Source organism: Pontibacter sp. LHS1, assembly GCF_058932855.1.
This window is the reverse complement of record NZ_JBZYWF010000007.1, coordinates 234725-255187: the sequence shown is the minus strand read 5'-3', so window position 1 is coordinate 255187 and position 20463 is coordinate 234725. Positions and strand designations below refer to the sequence as shown.

At 50.4% G+C, this 20463-nt stretch carries 22 protein-coding genes; 8 read left to right on the top strand and 14 right to left on the bottom strand.

Annotated features, from left to right (window positions below):
- Nucleotides 1-45 precede the first annotated feature (45 nt).
- The 3 genes from AC5FXQ_RS15190 to AC5FXQ_RS15180 form a co-directional block, all read right to left on the bottom strand.
- Nucleotides 46-963 carry a TIGR01777 family oxidoreductase gene (locus tag AC5FXQ_RS15190; RefSeq protein WP_493603270.1) on the bottom strand — a complete coding sequence of 306 codons (918 nt, stop codon included), beginning with the start codon at nt 961-963 and terminating at the stop codon, nt 46-48.
- Nucleotides 964-1082: 119 nt separating this feature from the next.
- A complete protein-coding gene (gene folE / locus AC5FXQ_RS15185) occupies nt 1083-1778 on the bottom strand; it encodes a GTP cyclohydrolase I FolE (RefSeq protein WP_370583167.1) in 696 nt (231 codons plus the stop codon).
- Nucleotides 1741-2148: a 6-pyruvoyl trahydropterin synthase family protein gene (locus AC5FXQ_RS15180; RefSeq protein ID WP_493603269.1), complete on the bottom strand. Its 408-nt coding sequence runs from the start codon at nt 2146-2148 to the stop codon at nt 1741-1743. The genes folE and AC5FXQ_RS15180 overlap by 38 nt, the downstream gene beginning before the upstream one ends.
- A 222-nt stretch (nt 2149-2370) precedes the next feature.
- On the opposite strand from AC5FXQ_RS15180, the gene AC5FXQ_RS15175 reads away from it, so the two are divergent.
- A complete protein-coding gene (locus AC5FXQ_RS15175; protein WP_493603268.1) occupies nt 2371-3075 on the top strand; it encodes a DNA repair ATPase in 705 nt (234 codons plus the stop codon).
- Between the two features lie 71 nt (nt 3076-3146).
- Here AC5FXQ_RS15175 and AC5FXQ_RS15170 read toward each other — a convergent pair whose 3' ends face one another.
- The 9 genes from AC5FXQ_RS15170 to AC5FXQ_RS15130 form a co-directional block, all read right to left on the bottom strand.
- Entirely contained in the window at nt 3147-3734 is a 588-nt protein-coding gene (locus AC5FXQ_RS15170) for an inorganic diphosphatase (protein WP_493603267.1), read from the bottom strand.
- Between the two features lie 168 nt (nt 3735-3902).
- Entirely contained in the window at nt 3903-4256 is a 354-nt protein-coding gene (rplS, locus tag AC5FXQ_RS15165) for a 50S ribosomal protein L19 (protein ID WP_007657440.1), read from the bottom strand.
- A 164-nt stretch (nt 4257-4420) separates the two neighbouring features.
- A complete protein-coding gene (gene trmD / locus AC5FXQ_RS15160) occupies nt 4421-5098 on the bottom strand; it encodes a tRNA (guanosine(37)-N1)-methyltransferase TrmD (protein ID WP_493603266.1) in 678 nt (225 codons plus the stop codon).
- Nucleotides 5099-5109: 11 nt separating this feature from the next.
- Nucleotides 5110-5673: a ribosome maturation factor RimM gene (gene rimM / locus AC5FXQ_RS15155; RefSeq protein ID WP_493603265.1), complete on the bottom strand. Its 564-nt coding sequence runs from the start codon at nt 5671-5673 to the stop codon at nt 5110-5112.
- 12 nt (nt 5674-5685) lie between these two features.
- A complete protein-coding gene (locus AC5FXQ_RS15150; protein ID WP_493603264.1) occupies nt 5686-6222 on the bottom strand; it encodes a 30S ribosomal protein S16 in 537 nt (178 codons plus the stop codon).
- A gap of 289 nt (nt 6223-6511) precedes the next feature.
- Nucleotides 6512-7282, bottom strand: a complete 771-nt coding sequence (locus tag AC5FXQ_RS15145; protein WP_493603263.1) for an acyl-CoA desaturase — start codon at nt 7280-7282, stop codon at nt 6512-6514.
- Between the two features lie 271 nt (nt 7283-7553).
- Nucleotides 7554-8234 carry an RluA family pseudouridine synthase gene (locus AC5FXQ_RS15140; RefSeq protein ID WP_493603262.1) on the bottom strand — a complete coding sequence of 227 codons (681 nt, stop codon included), beginning with the start codon at nt 8232-8234 and terminating at the stop codon, nt 7554-7556.
- Between the two features lie 180 nt (nt 8235-8414).
- Entirely contained in the window at nt 8415-9233 is an 819-nt protein-coding gene (gene panB / locus AC5FXQ_RS15135) for a 3-methyl-2-oxobutanoate hydroxymethyltransferase (protein WP_076420585.1), read from the bottom strand.
- An 84-nt stretch (nt 9234-9317) separates the two neighbouring features.
- Nucleotides 9318-12023, bottom strand: coding sequence for a putative LPS assembly protein LptD (locus AC5FXQ_RS15130; RefSeq protein ID WP_493603261.1), 2706 nt, complete (start codon nt 12021-12023; stop codon nt 9318-9320).
- Between the two features lie 73 nt (nt 12024-12096).
- On the opposite strand from AC5FXQ_RS15130, the gene AC5FXQ_RS15125 reads away from it, so the two are divergent.
- From AC5FXQ_RS15125 to AC5FXQ_RS15110, 4 genes are all read left to right on the top strand, one after another.
- On the top strand, nt 12097-12879 hold the full coding sequence (locus tag AC5FXQ_RS15125) for an N-acetylmuramoyl-L-alanine amidase family protein (protein WP_493603260.1): 783 nt from the start codon (nt 12097-12099) through the stop codon (nt 12877-12879).
- A 22-nt stretch (nt 12880-12901) separates the two neighbouring features.
- Nucleotides 12902-13957 carry an MlaD family protein gene (locus AC5FXQ_RS15120; RefSeq protein ID WP_493603259.1) on the top strand — a complete coding sequence of 352 codons (1056 nt, stop codon included), beginning with the start codon at nt 12902-12904 and terminating at the stop codon, nt 13955-13957.
- A gap of 90 nt (nt 13958-14047) precedes the next feature.
- A complete protein-coding gene (locus tag AC5FXQ_RS15115; RefSeq protein ID WP_493603258.1) occupies nt 14048-15676 on the top strand; it encodes an acyl-CoA carboxylase subunit beta in 1629 nt (542 codons plus the stop codon).
- 103 nt (nt 15677-15779) lie between these two features.
- Nucleotides 15780-16628 carry a transglutaminase-like domain-containing protein gene (locus AC5FXQ_RS15110; protein WP_493603257.1) on the top strand — a complete coding sequence of 283 codons (849 nt, stop codon included), beginning with the start codon at nt 15780-15782 and terminating at the stop codon, nt 16626-16628.
- A 181-nt stretch (nt 16629-16809) separates the two neighbouring features.
- Here AC5FXQ_RS15110 and AC5FXQ_RS15105 read toward each other — a convergent pair whose 3' ends face one another.
- Together AC5FXQ_RS15105 and AC5FXQ_RS15100 are read right to left on the bottom strand one after the other, a co-directional pair.
- Nucleotides 16810-17397 (bottom strand): thioredoxin family protein, encoded by a 588-nt coding sequence (locus AC5FXQ_RS15105; protein ID WP_493603256.1) that lies wholly within the window; start codon nt 17395-17397, stop codon nt 16810-16812.
- A 30-nt stretch (nt 17398-17427) separates the two neighbouring features.
- Entirely contained in the window at nt 17428-18066 is a 639-nt protein-coding gene (locus tag AC5FXQ_RS15100) for a 4'-phosphopantetheinyl transferase superfamily protein (RefSeq protein WP_493603255.1), read from the bottom strand.
- An 83-nt stretch (nt 18067-18149) separates the two neighbouring features.
- Here AC5FXQ_RS15100 and AC5FXQ_RS15095 point away from each other — a divergent pair, with 83 nt between their 5' ends.
- The 3 genes from AC5FXQ_RS15095 to folB are packed head-to-tail and all read left to right on the top strand — an operon-like array spanning nt 18150 to nt 20428.
- Entirely contained in the window at nt 18150-19118 is a 969-nt protein-coding gene (locus AC5FXQ_RS15095; RefSeq protein ID WP_493603254.1) for a WD40 repeat domain-containing protein, read from the top strand.
- Nucleotides 19078-20061: a DivIVA domain-containing protein gene (locus AC5FXQ_RS15090; RefSeq protein ID WP_493603253.1), complete on the top strand. Its 984-nt coding sequence runs from the start codon at nt 19078-19080 to the stop codon at nt 20059-20061. The genes AC5FXQ_RS15095 and AC5FXQ_RS15090 overlap by 41 nt, the downstream gene beginning before the upstream one ends.
- Before the next feature lie 10 nt (nt 20062-20071).
- On the top strand, nt 20072-20428 hold the full coding sequence (folB, locus tag AC5FXQ_RS15085; protein ID WP_196114369.1) for a dihydroneopterin aldolase: 357 nt from the start codon (nt 20072-20074) through the stop codon (nt 20426-20428).
- Nucleotides 20429-20463 lie beyond the last annotated feature (35 nt).

The window sequence follows — 20463 nt, the reverse complement described above, 5'->3', positions numbered from 1 at the left end:
AATATGATTAGCGGGCGCTGCTGCTTTTAGGTAAACCATGTGTGATCAACTCTGATGCTTCTTATAGAAAGACTCCAGCGCCTCGTCCAGGTAGTTATACTCAAAGGTGAAGCCGGTCTGCAGCACTTTGTTGGCACTCACCCGCTGGCCGCTCAGCACGACCTCGCTCATCTCGCCGAGCATGAGGTTAAGGGCAAAAGAAGGTACTTTAGGCAAAACCAAAGGCTTGTGCATGGCTTCAGCCAGAGCCTCTGTAAACTCCTGATTCGTGACAGGGTGAGGCGCCACGGCATTGTATACGCCAGCAAAAGTGGTGTCTTCGATGGCCCGGATGTAAAGCCGGCAAAGGTCATCGATATGGATCCAGGACATGTACTGCTTACCGCTGCCGAGCGGAGCGCCTGCCATCAACTTCACAGGGCGAGCCATTTGAGGAAGGGCACCTCCTTTGTCGCTCAGCGCTATACCTGTGCGCAGGATGACGGTTCGTATACCTAAATCTTTGATCTGCCACACAGCTGCTTCCCAGGCCTTGCATACTTCAGCCATAAAGTCTTCGCCGTAGCTGCTTTCCTCAGACATTAGTTGGTCGCCTGTGTTGCCGTAAATACCGATGGCAGAAGACGAAATAAAGCCTTTGACGTGGTGCTCGTTTTGGCGAAGGCTGTCGAGCAGCAGCTGGGTGCTGTCTACCCGGCTGCGCAGAATCTCACGCTTACGCTCTTTCGTCCATTTCTCCTCAGCCAGACCAGCACCCGCCAGGTGGATGATGTAGTCGGCATAGGTGATGGCATTCTCATCAATAGAAGATTTCTCTAAGTCCCAGCGGAAAGTCTTGTAGTGAGAGAATTTATCGGGATCTCGGGACAGGTGCGCCACTTCATAGCCCTGATCGATCAGCATCTCCGAAAGACGTGATCCGATCAGTCCTGAACCACCTGATATGAGTATTTTCCCAGCCATAGGTAATGATCGTTTTATAATTTATATAGAAATATATCTATACGTGTAAGGACTGATTGAAAGTTGCTTTCACCGATCAAAACCAGCTGGCAGGGCCATGGATTGCCCAGGCAGGAGTTTTATTTTTTGCGGATGTGGCTCAGGAATTCGTTGCGGTACTGGTCCTGCTCAAACAAGCCGGAGTATTCCGCTGTGATCGTGCTGCTGCTTACATCATTCACGCCGCGGCTCATCACACAAAGGTGATCCGCCTCGATCAGCACAGCCACGTTCTCTGTCTGCAGCGCCTGCTTCAGTTCATCGGCGATCTGCATGGTCATGCGCTCCTGCACCTGCGGCCGGCGGGCGTAGTACTGCACAATACGGTTCAGCTTGGAAAGGCCGATCACATGCTCGTTAGGCATATACGCTACATGGGCCTTGCCGATGATCGGCACAAAATGGTGCTCACAGGAGGAGTACACGGTAATGTCGCGCTCCACCAGCATCTGGTTATACTTGTACTTATTCTCAAATCGGCGGATAACCGGTTTGTTCTCCGGATGCAGGCCACTAAAGATCTCCTGCACATACATTTTGGCCACACGCAGAGGGGTGCCTTTCAGGCTGTCGTCTGTGAGGTCAAGGCCCATGGTATGCATGATCTCGCGGAAGTGCCTTTCAATGATCACGATTTTCTCGGCGTCAGAAAGGTCAAATGCGTCAGGGCGCAGCGGCGTTTCCAGGGAGCTCATCATGTGATCATCCATCTCTTCCGCTTCTTGGCCCAGGTCCTGGTTATCCATTATATTCAACAAAGTTTCGTTCAGTTTCATAAAGCGTTATCCCCAGTTCATATTCCTGGCTTATTTTTTCCCGCAATCGCTCCCATATTACGATGGCGATGTTCTCAGCAGTGGGGTTCAGCTGCCTGAACTCCTCTGTGTCGAGGTTGAGGTTTTTGTGGTCGAACTTATCGATCACCTCTTCTTTCACCAGCGTACTCAGCTTCTTCATGTCGTACACATACCCGGTGTCTTCATTCACAGCGCCCGTCAGCTTGACGATAAGCTCATAGTTGTGCCCGTGGAAGTTGGGGTTATTGCACAGCCCGAAAACTTCCGCGTTGTGCTCGTCGCTCCAGGCAGGGTTGTGCAGGCGGTGTGCGGCATTAAAGTGCTCTTTTCTGCAGATCGTTATTTTCATTGCGGTTCCAACAGGTGGGCCTATGTTATTGTTCGCGTACGTGCAAATTTACATTTTGGGCTACCCGGGTTGTAAACTCACAAAGGTAAGCTTCGTGGCCCCCAAACCCAAACAGAACAGCGGCTAAATTAATCCTGCTCCTTATATCTGAAATGTGCTATGGATTAGCTATTTTCGTAGGTATACGATTGTCCCTGTCTAATCATTATTTCTAAGTATAGTATGCGAGTAAAAGGATTGTTGGTAGCAGCGATGCTGCTGGTATCAGGTATGGCGAGTGCGCAGGTCATGCGTGTAGAGGAAAGCGAACAGGTAGTAAGCGGTATAAAGCGCGGCGGACAACAGCTGAGCGTGCAGCTGGACCCTAAGTTTGTGGAGAAGATCTGGAAAGATCACCTGTCGCAGGAGGCGGGCAAGGTGAAACATTCCAAAGGCGTTTACACGGTAGAGGAGGCCAAGCTCATCAGTATCAGCAAGCAGCCTGTGCGTGTCATCTCCACCGTAGGCACGCATGCAACGGGTAGCTACGTCTGGTGGTCGCTCGATATGGGCACGACCCATCTTGATAAAGGGACCACGCCTGAGGTATATGCCGCAGCGGAGCAGTTCATGGAAAACTTCGGCAGAAAGCTGTACCAGGAAGATGTGCTGCTGCAGATAAACGAAGCTGAGAATGTTCTGCGCAGCACCAAGAAGGAGCAGGATCGTGTCGTGAAGCAGGCCAACGACTTGCAGTTGAGTATTGAAAAGAACAAGAAGCGCAAACAAGAGCTGGAGGCAGAACTGGTGCGCAATGCAGACGAACTGCGTCAGCTGGAGCAGAATGTGGAGTTGAACGTGAAACAGCAGGAAGCCAGCCGCCAGCAGGTGCAGGCGATGGAGCGGGCTGTGGAGGAAGTAAGAGCTAAACTGCGTGACATCAAATAAGGTATAGCTTATACCTGTGTAAAACAGAAAAAGCCTCCTGACCGGAGGCTTTTTCTGTTTTAGGCGTTCTGCTACAGCTTCATCCAGCGCTGTATTTCCTGCTCTGCAAACTGCTCATTGCGCCAGCCTACATACTTACTCTTAGCGGTTGGGTTGTGGTGCACAAACCATTGTTGCAGGATAGCTTTAGCGGCAGGGTAGTCCGCCGTGAAGCTGTTGTAGTCAGAGGCGTTGATCGTTCGTTCGCTTGGCCTGGCCGGCACCGCTACAATCTTGTGATCCAGTTCACCGGCTGTCTCCAGTTGCAGGACTCCCACCGGAATTACCTCCATTACTGTGCCTGTAGCCACGCTTCCCGTCAGTACGATTACTTCCAGCGGTTTCTTCTGTGCATTGGTCTCGGTAGAAGGAATAAAGCCGAAATTGGCAGGGTAGGGCAGGAAGGGGATTATGCGATCCTGGCCGGCCTGCTGCTCTGCTTCAAAGGCCTTTGTCTGTCGGTTGTAGTGCAGCTTGGTAGAATTCCCGGCTGGCACCTCAATCACGGCCTGCAACTGTTTTTTGCCATTGTAAGTGGGCAGGGCAGCATAGTCTGTCTGGCAGGAAGCCAGTATGGCCAGAGATAGCAGCAGGAAGGTATAGCGCTGTAGAGTTTTCATGGGTGAAGATAAACAAGGGTGTAGCGAAGGTATAGCTGCAAATATAGCAAGCCTTGCCAAAGCAGGTATAGTGCGATCCATAGAGCAGGTATAAAAAAAGGAGCCGTTCGATTAGAAACGGCTCCTTTTACTAAAACTATGGAAAACTTATGAAAACAGGTTCTTCAATTATCTTCTTTCCTTGATACGTGCAGCTTTACCCTGCAGGCCTCTCAGGTAGTATAGTCTAGCTCTTCTAACACGGCCTTTTCTTACAAGCTCGATTTTCTCGATAGATGGAGAAAGCAGTGGGAAAATACGCTCCAGACCAATTTGGTTAGACACTTTTCTTACAGTGAAAGTCTCACCGTTTGTGTTAACGTTCTTGCGCTGAATAACAACGCCCTGGAACTGCTGGATACGCTCCTTGTTGCCCTCACGGATTTTCACGTGAATGTTGATGGTATCGCCAGACTGGAAAGTCGGGAAAGAGGCGCGCTTGTCTGTAGATTCCTGCTCGATAAATTTAAGTAATTCGCTCATGGCTATGTTGTTAAAGCTAAATATCTTCTTCAAAATTCGGACTGCAAAGATATGTAATTATTTATTACATAAGAATTTTTGCAGAAAAAAAATGTAAGTTTTTGAAACTTCTCCTCCAAATCAGCCTAGAAGGCTCTTTTGGAGGTAATTCTGTATCAGGTAAGCTACTCGTTCAGCAGATCCGGTCTGCGCTGTCTTGTGCGCTCCACTGCCTGCTCAAAGCGCCACTGCTCTATCTTTGGCCCGTCTCCGGAAAGCAGTATATCAGGCACTGTCATGCCCTTGTAGTCTGCTGGTCGGGTATAGACTGGCGGCGCCAGCAGCCCATCCTGAAACGAATCGGTCAGGGCAGAGGACTCGTCGTTAAGCACACCCGGTATAATGCGGATAATGGCATCTGCCAGTACAGCCGCTCCCAGTTCGCCACCTGACAATACATAGTCACCAATACTGATCTCGTGGGTCACATAATGCTGTCGCACCCGCTCGTCCACGCCTTTGTAGTGCCCGCACAGAATGATCACGTTGCGCATCAGCGAAAACTGGTTCACTACCTGCTGGTTCAGCGTCTGCCCGTCAGGTGTCATGTAAATGACAGCATCATACTCCCGCTCCGCCTTCAGCTCCGTGAGGAGCTTATCAATCGGTTCGATCATCATCACCATACCTGCTCCGCCGCCAAAGGCATAGTCATCTATCTGACCATGTTTGTTGATGGCGTAATTGCGAAGATCGTGGATGTGGATTTCTACCAGACCTTTTTGCTGGGCTCTTTTAACAATGGAATGGCTAAAAGGACTGTCCAACAGGTCGGGCTGGCAACTGATGATGTCAAATCGCATGATAATTGGGGCTACTCGTCGCGGTCGTCAGCGTCGTCAGGGGTGCCGGGCTGGGTGTATACCTCCAGTAAGCCTTCCGGCAGGTTCACGTGCAGCTCTTTGGTTTCGTGGTCGGCTCTTACAAACACTTCGTCCATCACAGGCACCAGCATTTCTTCACCGTTGTAATCCATGGCCATCAGCTGCTGCTGTGGCATGTCATAAAACTCTTTCACGGTGCCGAGGGGGCCATGGTTCTGGTCCACTACACGGTATCCGATCACGTCATGGAAATAAAACTGCCCTTCTTCCAGCTCAGGTAGCTCGTCGAGTGGCAGGTATAGGCTGACATTGCGGAGCTTCTCGGCTTGCTCGATCGTCTTGATATCCTCAAACTGGATAATAAAACGGCCTTTCTGCACGGGCTCCATTTTGTCAATAAAAAAAGGAATCAGCCTTCCCTGTTGTTCAAGAAAGACTGATTCCAATTCATCATAATCTTCGGGGTAGTCCACGTCAAAAAACGCGACAACCTGCCCCTTGATGCCATGGGTTTTGACGATGTGTCCTAACAGAAAGCAGTCATCAATATGCATGGCAACCTTAATTTATGCTTGCTCTTCAGTAGACTCGCCTTCAGCAGATGCCTCAGGAGCTTCTTCAGTTTCAGCAGCAGGAGCAACCTTGGCAGCCTCACGCTGACGGATAGCCTCTGCACGAGCTTCTTTCACTTTCGTTTCAGCATCAAGAGCAGCCTTACGCTTCGCCTCTTTCTCAGAGCCAAGTGTAGTGCGCTTGCTTTCGATTTTCGCTTCTTTCTCTTTCTTCCACTCTTCGAAACGAGCATCAGCTGTTTCTTGCGTGATAGCGCCTTTTACAACACCGATCTGCAGGTGCTTCTTGTACAGAATACCTCTGTAAGAAAGCATCGCCTTTACAGTGTCAGTTGGCTGAGCACCGTTCATCAACCACTGGAATGCCTTCTCTTCGCTGAAGTCGATAGAAGCAGGGTTTGTGTTCGGGTTGTAAGTACCCAATTTCTCGATAAATTTACCATCACGTGGTGATCGAGCGTCAGCTACTACGATATCGTAGATAGCGGCTTTTTTGCGGCCTCTGCGGGCCAGTCTGATTTTAACAGCCATTTTTTATATAAATAGTTAAGTCGGCGGAACCCGTCCGCCAGTTTTTAGAACCGCAAAGGTAGTGATTTTGTGCCGATTAATGCAAGGTTTTTGAAAATTGATTTGGGATAGCCACGCACAGGTACAAAGCTGTAACAGAACCTGCTCCTATAGGTATAAGCTGCACAGGCGCTATACCTGTCGAGGTGCCAGGGTATACAGCTGGAGGTCTATAGCAATTGACGGTTGTGTGCCGGCTATACCTATCAGAAACAGAAAAGCCCTCCGTTGCGGGAGGGCTTTCTTATGATTAAGCGTTGGCTTTTGCTCTTGGTGGTCTGGCAGCATTTACTTTCACAGGCTTCAGCTTGATGATGCTCAGCTTGTCCAGCGTCCAGATTACTGGCCAGGTTGGATCTACTTCCCACCACTTCACGCCGAAGTTCACGCGGTTAGGTAGTTTGTGGTGGTTGTTCTGGAACAGCTCACCGCCTGTCAGGAAGTCGAAGAAAAGCGAGTTGCGCGACTTGTCGTTGTTGTCGAAGTTCTGGTAGCCATACTTGTGACCACTCCAGTTTACAATCGCGCCGTGCACCGGACCCATCAGGAAGTGAAGCGGCAACAGCAGGAACATCCACCACTGCGTAGCAAAGGCGATGTAGAACAGCACATAAGCCACGCCCCAGCCGATACGAGAAATCTTCGAATCCCCGATCTTCTCCAGTGCTGGCCACAACGGATAGTCGCCGTCAAAACGACGCTCCGGCTCCACGCGGTGGTTGAGCACGTCGTTGTAGATGTTTTTGGTCTTCCACATCATCGCAAATGCGTTATTGGAATAATGCGGCGAATGCGGATCACGTTCTGTGTCAGAGAAGGCGTGGTGCATGCGGTGCAGAATAGCATAAGCACGTGGCGAAAGGAAAGAAGAGCCCTGTGCGATGTACGTCAGCAGATAAAAAGCCTTTTCCCAGAACGGGTTCATGGTGAACATCTTGTGCGCTGCGTAGCGGTGCAGAAAAAACGTTTGCACAAACAGGGAAAGGTACCAGTGCAATACGAAGAAAATAAGTATGGCCATTAAGCGATTAGTATATTAAAGTGATAGTTGACTAGTTCAGGTATAGCAGAGACAAAAGCAGTCACCAAGCCCCCGCAAAATTACGATGTGATTCTATAGAAATAATAAAAACCGGTATAAAAGTTCAGAAAGATGATAAATATCAGTTTTTACGAATGAATAACGAGTGTGGAATATCGAGAAGTAACGAGGCCACACTATTCCTGCAAGGTATATAAGACTGTTATTGCTAAATGCAGCGAGCATATCAATCCTTAATCGCTAACAAAAATTATTCATTCGGCCTGAAAGGAGCCCAAACAGAGGCTGTGGGCAGTGGGGCAGTAACTTTAACCATGGTTTTGAGAGTAGGGTGCTCAAATTGGAGGCTGCGGGCATGCAGGGCAATACTCTTGTCGGGTAGTGGCTTGCTGGCGCCATACCTGAGGTCACCGACAATAGGGCAGTTCATAGAGGCCAGTTGTACTCGGATCTGGTGCGGACGACCTGTAACGGGGTTAACCTCCAGCAGGTAGTTCTTATCATGCTGCCCCGTCAGGCGATAACTCAACTCAGAGCGTAAGCCGCTTTTATTCTCACGCGCATAAGCCTTGGTCACGTTGCGACTGCTGTCCTTGATGAGCCAGTGCACGAGCGTCTGCTCAGGTATGGCAGGCCTGTTGAGCACGACGGCCCAGTAGGTTTTCACAGTTTTTTTGCTTCTGAACAATTCGTTAAGGCGGGTGAGGGCTTTGGAAGTTTTGGCAAGCAGCACCACACCGCTCACAGGTCTGTCCAGACGGTGCACCACACCAATATATACATTGCCTGGCTTGTTATACTTCTCTTTGATGTAAGTTTTCGCCAGGTCTGCTAGGCACTCATCGCCTGTTTCATCACCATGCACCAGCAAGCCAGCCGGTTTGTTTACCACCAGCACGTGGTTATCCTCAAAAAGAACGTCAATAGGCATGGATCAGGGAAGTAGTGTAATTATAAAGTATTGGGGGCGCCTGAATTAGGAGAAGCTTTTATACGGTGAGAATTACAACTTGAAAAAGACGGTAGATAAGCAAACCATAAAAGATTTATACCTTAGAGACGCTGCGCTGGATATAACTCTCAAATTCTTTTACTCCCAAACCTTTTAACTCTAGTATGCTTCTTTCTCGTTCGGGAAATCTTTGCTTTTCACGTCCTTCACGTAGTTCTGCACCGCGTCGGTCATGATTGTGTGCAGGTCGGCGTAGCGACGCAGGAAACGGGGCTTGAATTCCTTGTTGATTCCCAGCATGTCGTGCACCACGAGTACTTGTCCGTCTACGTGCGGACCAGCGCCTATACCTATGATTGGGATCTGCAGCTTTTCGGCCACACGCTTGGCTAGTTCAGATGGGATTTTCTCCAATACAATCGAAAAGCAGCCCAGCTCCTGCAGCAGGAGAGCATCGTCGATCAGCTTTTGAGCTTCCGCTTCTTCTTTGGCCCGCACGGTGTAAGTGCCGAACTTGTAGATGGACTGTGGGGTCAGGCCCAAATGTCCCATGACCGGTACGCCTGCGCTCAGAATACGGATGATCGATTCCTTGATCTCAGCACCGCCTTCCAGCTTGATGCCGTGTGCACCCGATTCCTTCATAATGCGGATGGTAGAGCGCAGCGCTTCCGAAGAATTGCCCTGGTAAGAGCCGAAGGGCAGGTCCACCACCACAAAAGCACGGTTCACACCACGGATTACCGAAGAGGCATGGTAGATCATCTGGTCCAGTGTGATAGGGAGGGTTGTCTCGTGCCCGGCCATTACATTGGAGGCTGAGTCACCAACGAGCAGCACGTCCACACCGGCAGCGTCCAGGATGGTGGCCATGGAATAGTCGTAAGCCGTGAGCATGGAGATCTTCTCGCCGCGCTCTTTCATATTCTGCAGTTGGTGCGTGGTTACTTTTTTTACGTCGCTTTTATGAACAGACATAGGATGCTGGTTTGAGTTTGATTCAAATTTATAAAAATCAAAACAAAAACAGCCACCCATTTTTCTGGAGTGGCTGCTCGGGGTTTATCTGAAGTTCATACCTGATCTGTTTCTGGTCAGGCGCAGGTCGCGCAGCAGGGCAGATCGGGCGTTGATGGTCACGTTGTAGCCGCGCATCAGACCAAATGGTCGCCAGCCGATGCTCATCTCCCAGCAGTGCAGGTCGCGGTAGATGTCGATGCTGGCGTTGGAAATGTTCTGGTTCGTGAAGTCATACCCGGCCATATAGCCGAATTTCCACTTGTCGGTCAGGTTCAGGGTGCCTTGCATACCAATGTTCTGTGTCAGGCTTGGCTCTGTCTGTGCACCAGTGGCTGGAGCATAGAAAATGGTATAGTCCAGATTCAGCGTCCACGGAATGTTGAAATCCACGTAATCTGGCAGAAACTGGTCATTAGGGTTTAGCATACCTGGCAGGTTAGTTGGCGGCGGTGTGTTGGTAGACCGTGCCGCCGGGTTGAAGTTCGCACGAACACTCAGGTTAGCGTTGGTCAGTCTGGCCAATTTAAAACCAGGCCCCTCCAGCATGTAGCGGTCAATAGCGCGGTCACCTGCCGGGTTGAGCTGGTAGGGACTGAAGGTAGAGGTAAAGTTTACATCGAATACCTGGAACAGGCGCGTGTTCATACTGACGTTTATGTTGGAGAGCCTCATAGAGTCAGCAGCCAGGTTATAGGAACCTCCTATGTTCAGGTTGTCGATCAGGCTTACTTTCTCAGACTTGGCGGCAGTAGAGTCGCTGCGCGAACGCACTTTCATCTCCACACGGTTATTAATCTGCATGCTCAGGCTGCTTTGTAAACCTCCCGAGGGCACACTGCCGTTGAAGCGTGGCAGCGTCTGGAAAATAGGCTGGTTCGTCAGTGAGTCTATACCTACCTGTGTAGTCTGTGTGAAGCCAAAGCGGTTCTCGTCGCCAAAGTTAGGGCGGTAACCATAGCTGATGCTTGGGATCATGGTATGGCGGATGGCCTCTACCCGCTTGCTCTTAGGAAACTGCACGGTACCGTACACGGTCGTATTAAGCGAGGCGCCGGCGCCGTACTCGTATACCCTGCCAAAGCTTGCCGTGTCGATGCGCACCGCCTGCTGCTCGTCGTCGTAGGTATAGGTGAGTTTGTTGTCGAACCATGACTCACGGTAATTCACGTTTGGCGTCAGGTTGAAAAAGCGGAATATTTTGTAGTTACCTAAACCAATGTTGAAGTTATGATCGGCGCTTTTACGACCATTTTTCCAGAGGCGGTCGAGGTTGTCAAAGTTCAGCGCAAAAGAAGTATCCCTGGCGGTGCCATCAACAACTGGCAAATTGTTTAGCCTACGGGCTACTACCTGGTTCGATACCTCGTTCCGGGCCCGCACGTTATAGCCGAAGGTAAAGTTTTCATACCACTTGCCGGTCGGTACGTTCTTTGAAATGAGCTCATATATGCTCATCTGCGTCATGGCAAAGTTAAGGTCAGGCAGCGTGAAGCGCATGATGGTAGGCGCCGGTCTGCCGTCTGCCGTAAAGCCACCGTTGTTCTGGCCCTGGCTCAGCGTAGCGGTATAGCTGAAAGGCGTGTTCTGTATGTTTTTCTGGTAAGTGATCGTCGAGTTGAAGGTCGGAGCCAGGTACTGGTTCGGGCTGTTGAAGTTCACCCGGTTGTGCTGGCTGCTACCTGCCCGCACATTGGCTGTAAAGCGACCACGACCTGGCTTCTGCACCGGGCTGTGCGACCAGGTAATAAACGCCGTTCGCTGGCTAGGCGGAAGACCACTCAGGCTGTTCGTAGAGCGGTTCGGATCCGCAACATCCGCTTCGTCGTTTTTAAAGTAGTCGTAACTGATGTTGAAGTTGCCGCGGTAGGAGTAGCGCTTGATATACGTATTGTCAACCGTCACTTTGTACCCGCCGAGCGAGTAGATATCGCCGGTGATGCGGGTGCCGATGTAGTCGTTCAGGGCGAGGTAATAACCGCCATTGCTCAGGTAAAAGCCACGGGCACGTGATTCGCCGAAGGTCGGCATGATCACTCCAGAGGAGCGCTTGTTGCGCGGTGTCGGGAAGAGGCCGAACAAAAAGCCGAGCGGTGTCGGTATATCGGCAATCACGAGGTTAAAAGGACCTGACATGATCTTATCGTTCGGTATAGCCTTGATCTTGCCGGCGCTGATGTAGAAGTGGGGGTGCTCGAGGTTACAGGTTGTGTACTTGTTGTGCAGACCGAAAATCTCGTTTGCCTCATTTTTTTTCACCACCTCGGAATGTATATACCCTTCGCCTTGTTGCGTTACTACTTCAGAGATCCGGCCTCGTCTGGTTTTGTAATTGTAAGCGATACGCTTGGCCGCATAACTCTCTGCCCCGTCTCTAAATACCGGAGTACCAGTCTCCTGGCCTGTGGAGTCCATCAGGGTGGTAGCGGTCAGGGTGTTGAGGTCGTAGTCAATTTGTATGTAGGCAGCGGCCAGTTCCATGGTGCCGTAGTCAATTTTGGCATCACCGTACAGGTGCACTACCTTGCGGTCTACCTCAAAGAGGATGGAATCTCTGGCAGAATAATTGATTGTCGTCTCGATATCGCCCTGTGGTGCTGGAACCACAAGCGAGTCCTGAGGCGGCGAGATGTTGACAGTGTCTTTTGGCGTAGCTGTCGTGGTGGGACGGCGCACCCGCTGACCCAGTACAGGCTGGGCAGAAAGTACGGCGAGCTGCACCAGCAGCAAAAAAATCAAAATGTAGCGCAACTTCTTCAGACTTCCCTAAAGTTTTATTTATTTTGTACAAAGTTATTGTTTTAGCTTTTAACTAACGAGCGTTGTGAGAAATATTGTTACTATTTCAATTCTGGCCCTAAGTTTACTTCTACTCTCTTCCAGCAAGCTCGAATACCGTAAGGCATACAAGCTGCGTACGGTAGTAATCGATGCGGGTCATGGCGGCAAAGACATAGGCTGTAACGGCAAAGTTTCACATGAGGCTGATGTAGCCTTAAAGTTAGCGCTGCAGGTCGGAGCGTTAATTGAAAAGAACGTGCCCGATGTGAAAGTTGTTTACACCCGCAAAGACGATACCTTTGTAGAGTTGATCGACCGTGCCGGAATTGCCAACAAAAACAATGCAGACCTGTTTATCTCCATTCACCTCAATGCAGGACCGCCATCTGCTTTCGGTACCGAAACCTACACGATGGGCCTTCACACCACCAGTGGCAACCTGGCAGTAGCCAAGCGCGAGAACGCTGTAATCTTGCAGGAAGATGACTACAAAGAGAAATATGGAGGATTTGACCCGAACTCACCACAGAGCCACATCATGTTTGCCCTGCACCAGAGTGCCTACATCGACAACAGCCTGCGATTCGCTCAAAAGATCGAAAATGAATTCAAAAATCGGGTTGGTCGCACAAGCCGAGGCGTGAAGCAGGCCGGATTCCTGGTGCTCTGGAAATCCTATATGCCAAGTGTACTTATTGAGGCAGGTTTCCTGACAAATCCTGCCGAAGAAAAATTCCTTAACGATAAAACAGGCCAAACGTATATGGCATCAGGCATATACCGAGCCTTCAAGGAATATAAGCAAGAGCTGGAGGCCATGAACTAATGCAAAAAGCAAACTCACCTACGTGAAACTATCGAAAGAAATTAAAGTTGCCCTGCTAGGTATAGTGGCAATTCTGATACTGTATTTCGGGTATGACTTCCTGAAAGGATCCTCGATTTTCTCTAAATCCAACACCTACCATGTGATATACGAAAGCGTGGACGGACTCACAGTATCCAATCCCGTTTTACTGAACGGTATACAAGTAGGGCATGTGAAAGAAATGACGCTACTCATCGAAAGCGGTAACATGGTCCGCGTGGATGTAGAAGTCAGGAAAGACCTTCAACTAGGAGACTCTACCATTGCCAGCCTTGGAAACTCAGATCTTCTGGGAAGTAAGGCCATTACCCTATACCTTGGTAATAACAGCAAAATTTACAATGGGGGGGAGCGACTAGTTGCTTTCAAAGAAACCAGTATAGGTGATATGCTATCATCCAAGTCGGTCCCTGTGATTGATAAAGTAGACACTACCCTGGCCCGTGTGAACAGGCTTCTCGATAGCGAGGCAAAGGGCAACCTGCAGTCAATCCTTGCAAATTCCAATAAAACAACAGAAGCGGTAAACGAAATACTGCGCGATAACCAGCGTAACATCAATCAGATCACCAGAAATCTAAGCCAACTGACATCGGCCCTCCACCAGACCCAGCGCAACATTGACCGCCTGACGCTGAACATGGTTGAGATTACAGATACGCTTAAGCAGGTGGAAGTGAAGAAACTGGTAGCCGATGCCAACTCAGCTGTGAACGAGCTGGAAACAACTATCGCCAAACTCAATTCAAACCAAGGCTCATTGGGCCGCCTGATGAACGACGAGGAGCTGTATCAGAACATGAACCGCTCCACAGAGGCGCTCAACCTGTTGCTGCGTGATATACAGGCCTACCCGAAACGCTATGTGCAGTTTTCGCTCATTGGCCGCAAAGACAGGTATAAGGTGGATGCTACGGGCCGTGTGATCACGCTGGAGGAGGTAAAGGAGATGCAGGATGCAAATCCTGACGAGTTCACTCGCCCTGCACCTGACACGGTTAAAGTAGCGCCTGCCGATACCACAAAAAGGCAATAGTGCATCTTATAAAAATTGTATATTTGTGAAATCCGCCCCTAAAGCGGATTTTTCATTGTAAGTAGTCCCCTTATTTATAATAACCCCTTCATGGATATCGAATTCAATAAGAACGAAGACTCTCTCAAACAGCTGAGTTTCCAGCTGAAAAGCAAACTGAAGAAAGTACACCTGGGCGGCGGCGAAAAGCGCATCGCAAAAGAGCATGCCAAAGGTAAAATGACAGCCCGCGAACGTATCGACTACCTGCTCGACGAAGGAACGGAGTTCCTGGAAGTAGGCGCCTTTGCAGGCGAAGGGATGTACCAGGAAGTAGGTGGTTGCCCGAGTGGCGGCGTGGTGACAGGTATAGGCTACATCAAAGGCCGCCAATGCGTGGTGGTAGCCAACGACGCCACTGTAAAGGCTGGCGCTTGGTTCCCGATCACGGCCAAGAAGAACCTGCGTGCCCAGGAGATCTCTATTGAGAACAAACTCCCGATCGTATACCTGGTGGACAGTGCCGGTGTGTTCCTGCCGATGCAGGACGAAATTTTCCCGGATAAAGAGCACTTCGGCCGTATGTTCCGCAATAACGCGGTGATGAGCTCGATGGGCATCGTACAGATCGCCGCGATCATGGGCAGCTGCGTGGCCGGTGGGGCCTACCTGCCGATCATGAGCGACGAAGCTCTGATCGTGGAAGGCACTGGTTCTGTATTTCTGGGCGGCTCATACCTGGTGAAGTCTGCCATCGGTGAGAGCATCGACAACGAAACGCTGGGTGGAGCTTCTACCCATTGCGAAATATCAGGTGTGACCGACTACAAGTGCAAAGACGATAAAGAGGCGCTGGATCACATCCGCACCATTTTCGATAAGCTGGGCGAGAACCCGAAGGCTGGTTTCAGCCGCGTGGAGCCTGCCGCTCCGAAGTTGGACGAGAAGGAGATCTACGGTATGCTGCCAGCAGACCGCACTAAGCCTTACGACATGATGGACATCATCCACCGTTTGGTCGACAACTCGGAGTTTGAGCCCTACAAGGACCTCTATGGCCAGACGCTGATTTGTGGCTTGGGCCGCATCGATGGCTGGGCAGTAGGTATAGTAGCCAACCAGCGCAAAATCGTGAAGAGCAAAAAAGGCGAGATGCAGATGGGGGGCGTAATCTACTCCGACTCAGCTGACAAAGCGGCCCGCTTTATCATGAACTGCAACCAGAAGAAGATTCCACTGGTGTTCCTGCACGATGTGTCGGGCTTTATGGTGGGCAGCAAGGCAGAGCACGGTGGTATTATTAAAGACGGCGCCAAAATGGTGAATGCCATGGCAAACTCAGTAGTGCCTAAGTTTACGATCATCCTGGGCAACAGCTACGGCGCCGGTAACTATGCCATGTGTGGTAAAGCTTACGACCCGCGCCTGATTTACGCCTGGCCATCGGCGCAACTAGCAGTAATGAGCGGTGCAGCGGCAGCCAACACCCTGCTACAGATTCAGGTATCAGCCCTGAAAGCCAAGGGCGAGGAAATCACGCCAGAGGCTGAGAAGGAATTGCTGGAGCGCATAACGGCTAAATATAACGAAGAGTTGTCGCCGTACTATGCTGCAGCCCGCCTGTGGATTGACGGCATCATTGATCCGCTAGAGACGCGCAAAGTCATCTCAATGGGTATAGAAGCTGCCAACCATGCGCCAATCGAGAAGCCTTATAACGTAGGCGTCATTCAAACGTGATTGCCTTGGTGCTCAAATAAAGTTTCAGAATTGACATCTGAAACTTACGGATTGGAGTACAATAATGAATATTTTATTACCTGATTAAGTTTTAAGTATTTCTGTGACAAAGAAGGAGATAAAGGCGCTGATCTCGCTGTTGGATGATATAGATTATGAGGTCGCGTCGCATGTAGAGCAGAAGATTGTGTCGCTGGGGGAGAGCATTATTCCGTTTCTGGAGGAGGAATGGGAGGAAACTCTGAACTCGGACCTGCAGAAGCGAATCGAAGATCTGATCCACAATTTGCAATTTGATGGCCTTTTGCAGCGTCTCAAGGACTGGAAAGAGCATGGAGGGTTGGACTTAGTCGAGGGCATGTGGTTGGTAAACACTTACCTATACCCGGATGTGGAGCTGGCAACTCTGTCAAAAGGGCTGGACCAGCTGTACTTCGACGCCTGGACGAATATGAAGGAGAACATGCACCCTTATGACCAGGTAAAGTCTCTGAACAACTCGCTGTTTCGTGAAAAGAAGTTCTCGGCCAATACCAAGAATTTCCATTCACCGTCGAACTCCATGATGCACCTGGCGCTGGAGACAAGGCGCGGAAACCCACTCACGCTTTGTGTGATCTACATGACCATAGCGCAGCGATTGGGGATGCCTGTGTATGGCGTGAACTTGCCGAACCTCTTTATCCTGACCTACAAGTTGGGCGATGTGCAGTTTTACATCAACGTGTACAACAAGGGCCTGATGCTGTCGAAGGCGGATATCGACAATTACATCGTACAGCTCAACCTGAATCCGGTGGACATCTTTTATGAGCCCTGCTCTAACATTGAGATCGTAAAGAGGGCGTTGCGCAACCTGGCGTTCTCGTTTGAGAAGACCAACGACCTGGAAAAGGCAACGGAAGTAACCAAACTCCTGACAGCTATCACAGACGAGGATCCGACGATATAACGCTTAGCAAAGCCTGGTTTTACCAGGCTTTGCAGTATAAAAATAACAAAGGCCGATCCCGTAAGGAATCGGCCTTTGTTATTTTTATTGTATCAGGTATAGCGAATCAATTTTCTGCTATACCCAGGGATGTCTTTAGCAATGAGTGAATAAGACTCATGTTCTGCTTGCTACAATCTGCTTAATAGCGCTTGATCATACAACCGGTCGCACGCTTATCAGAGGTGCTCACGTTTTTGTTGGCCAGCACTTCGTCAATCACGGTTTTGAGGTAATTGTTGCGTACTCCGCTCTCTACCTGCGGACTGTCATCTATCGCGCCTTTATACTTCAGTACGAAGTCACTGCCTGTGTTGTGCAGCACAAATACCTCGGGCGTTTTAGTGGCTCCGAACTTCTGGCTGATGCGCTGGCCTTCGTCTGCCAGGTATGGGAAGCTGTAATTCTTGGCCGCCAGATCCTGTCTGGTATCGCTGCCTTCGCCCGCGCCTACACCTGGGTTAATAAATATAAACTGCACACCACGAGCCGCATAGGTGCTCGAAAGCGTCACCAAACGATTTTCGTAGAGCTTAGCATACGGGCATTGGTTGTCCGTGAACACGACTACTACCGTTTTGCTATTCGCAAAATCGCTTAGCGAAACAGCATTGCCCTGCCCGTCCTTGAGGGAGAAGTCAGCCACTTTGCTGCCCAGCTGGTAGCTGCCTTGCGCAAATACACTGGCCGTGACCAGCAGCGCTACGACAAAAGAAGCCAGATATTTCATGTTTGTTTGTTTAGGTGAGTATAAGTTGGATCATCGATCTACACTATAAGTGAGTACGTGGTTGTGAAGCACTTCGTGATGGATCTGGTACAATTTAGAAAAATTATCGGTAATTACGTGCCCCTGCAATAGGTTGTTTTCAGGGCCCTGCGACGGCTCCACCAAAAGGTTCTCCTTAAAAATAAGCTGTTTTTGGCTGTACATCTTGTACAAAGTTTCTTTGGCGCTCCAGTACAAACAAGTCTGCTGTTCATCATCAGCGGTAAAGACCTTTTCCTGCTCAGTCAGAAATTTGTCGGCTACCCGCAGCGCCTTTGCACTTACCTGTTCAATATCTATGCCAACATCGTATTTTTTAGATAGAATGACGGCCGCCAAACGAGGGGAGTGTGTGATGGAAAGCTGGAATTCAGCCCCTGCAAACACCGGTTTGCCCGTAGCGTCGCGCAACAAAGGCAGCGGCTCGCTGGTGAACTGCTGCAGCAACTGGTAAGCCAGCGCACGACTGGCCAGCCATTCGCGCTGCCGCCTCGGGTGTGCCTGACTCAGGCCCCCGTCAGGTATAAGATGTGCAGGCAACAGGGGGCGCAGTGCCTCCGGGGCTTCGTCGAGAAGCCACACACCCAGCAAGGTATGGGCGTCAAGTTCGCGGGTCTGGAGCAGCGGCATAGCGGTAATTTTTGGTCAGCAACGAGAGGGTTCGCCGCAATTGTTGTAAATTTAGCTAAAATTAAGCGTAACAGATAGAAGAGATGGCCAGCAAGATACAAGTACAGAAAGTCGCCACCCTGACAGGTCACCGCGATTGTGTGTATACCCTGGAGGGCGGTGCTGCGCCTGCCACCATTTACTCAGCAGGCAGCGACGGCATGGTGGCCGCCTGGGATCTGCAACAGCCCGAAAACGGTGAACTGATAGCAAAGGTCACTACCTCGGTATACGCCTTGCGGTTTATACCGGAGCGGAACTTGCTGCTGATCGGGCAGAACCTGGAAGGCCTGCAAGTGATCGACCTCAAGAGCAAAGCCATCCATAAGTCGGTAGCCCTGCCCAAAGTGCCGATATTTGATATCGCCTATGTGCCGGAAACGGGGCAGGTGTACGTGGCACTGGGCAACGGAGGTATAGCCGTGGTCGGGGCGGATGACTTCGAACTACGCAGCATGGTGCGCAAATCGGACCAAAGTGTGCGCAGCCTGGCCTACAACAAGACCACCAACGAGTTGGCTGCCGGGTATAGCGATAACCTGGTGCGCGTGTTTGATGCCACCACTATGGAACTGAAACATGAGCTGCCGGCACATACCAACTCCGTGTTTACAGTCGTTTACTCTCCAGACGGCACGCTACTGCTTACATCGGGGCGCGATGCCCACCTGCGGGTATGGCAGGTACAGGAAAAATACAAGGAGCGTGGCTATGTGATCGCCCACATGTACACCGTCAATCATATAACCTACAGCCCGGACGGACGCTATTTCGCCACCTGCAGCATGGATAAGTCCATAAAAGTATGGGACGCGCAGACCTTTAAACTACTCAAGGTTATTGACAAAGTCCGAAACGCGAGCCATGGCACCTCGGTCAACAAATTATTTTGGTCGGCTCATCAGAATCAGTTAGTTTCGTGTAGTGATGACCGCACCATTTCGGTGTGGGATATAAAATTCAGTTTGGATCATGAAGATTACACCCTTAGAAATCAGACAAAAAACATTTGAGAAGGCATTTAGAGGGCTTGACAAGGACGAAGTAAATGCTTTTTTGCTGACCTTATCGCAGCAGTGGGAAAAGTTGCTCGATGAGAACAAAGACCTTCGCAACAAGCTGGAGGCGGCTCACCGCGAGACGCAGAAGCTGCGCGAGGTGGAATCTTCTTTATACAAAACACTGAAAACGGCCGAAGACACAGGTAACTCCATTCTGGAGCAGGCCAACAAGTCGTCGGAGCTTAAGATCCGGGAGGCGCAGCTGCAAGCCGATCAGCTTTTGAACACTGCCCGCAACCAGGCCCGTATGGTGCTGGAGGATAGTAAGAAACAAGCTGAGCAAATGGTTAACGAGATGCAGCAGGAAGTAAAAGCCCTGGAGCAGGACTATCAGCGCATGGAGTCCTACCTCGAGAGCATGGTGCGTGACCTGCGCAATCTGGCTAACGAGGCGCTGGAGAAAGCTGAGAAAACAAAGTCAAAACCTAAAGCCAGTACAGCCAGTATTCTTTCAAGAGCGGCGGAACTTCGGGTAGAACAGCCCGAGCTGCTGCGTAACCTGAAAGATATGGAAACAGCGACAAACAGACCTATACAACTGCCTGAGGCTACGGCCACAGCTGTTAACAATACACCTGCCATTGCCAGCAGCAATGGTTATGAGCCATTTGGCGATCCGGCTCCGGACGTAACGCAGCCGCACCCGGAAATACCGAACCCGGTTACTCCTGTGCCAGACGTGCCATCTCCGGAGATCGAGCCGCCAAAGCCGGACTACCCGGGTACTATACCTGGTCCTGAAATTGAGCAGCCTATACCTGAGATACAGCCTGTAAAACCTGACCAGCCAGAGATTCAGCCGCCTATGACAGAGCCTTCGCGCAATAGCCTGGCTGACTGGGCACAGAGCCGCCAGCCGAAACCAGCAGGTTCTTTCTTCGACGAGATAGGTTAGTCAGAGGCTAATGGGACAGATTGCATTGGAGGGGATGGAATTCTTCGCCTTCCACGGTTTTTACGACGAGGAGCAGAAGATCGGCAATAAGTACGGCATTGACCTGCTCATCGAAACCGATCTCAGACGTGCCGCCGAAAGCGACGACCTGGGTGAGACAGTAAATTACGAAGTGCTGTACGCACTGGCGCTGGAAGAAATGAAAGTCCCGGCCCGCCTGCTGGAGCACCTGGGGCACCGGATCATCGACAAGATCTATGAGCGGTTTCCATTTGTGCAGTCCGTCAAAATAAATGTATACAAGTTTAACCCTCCGCTGGGGGGTATCTGCAAGTGGGCCAAAGTTACTTTAGAAGAGGCCCGATAAGTTTACTTATTGATGAAGAGCAGCCTGTGCAGTGA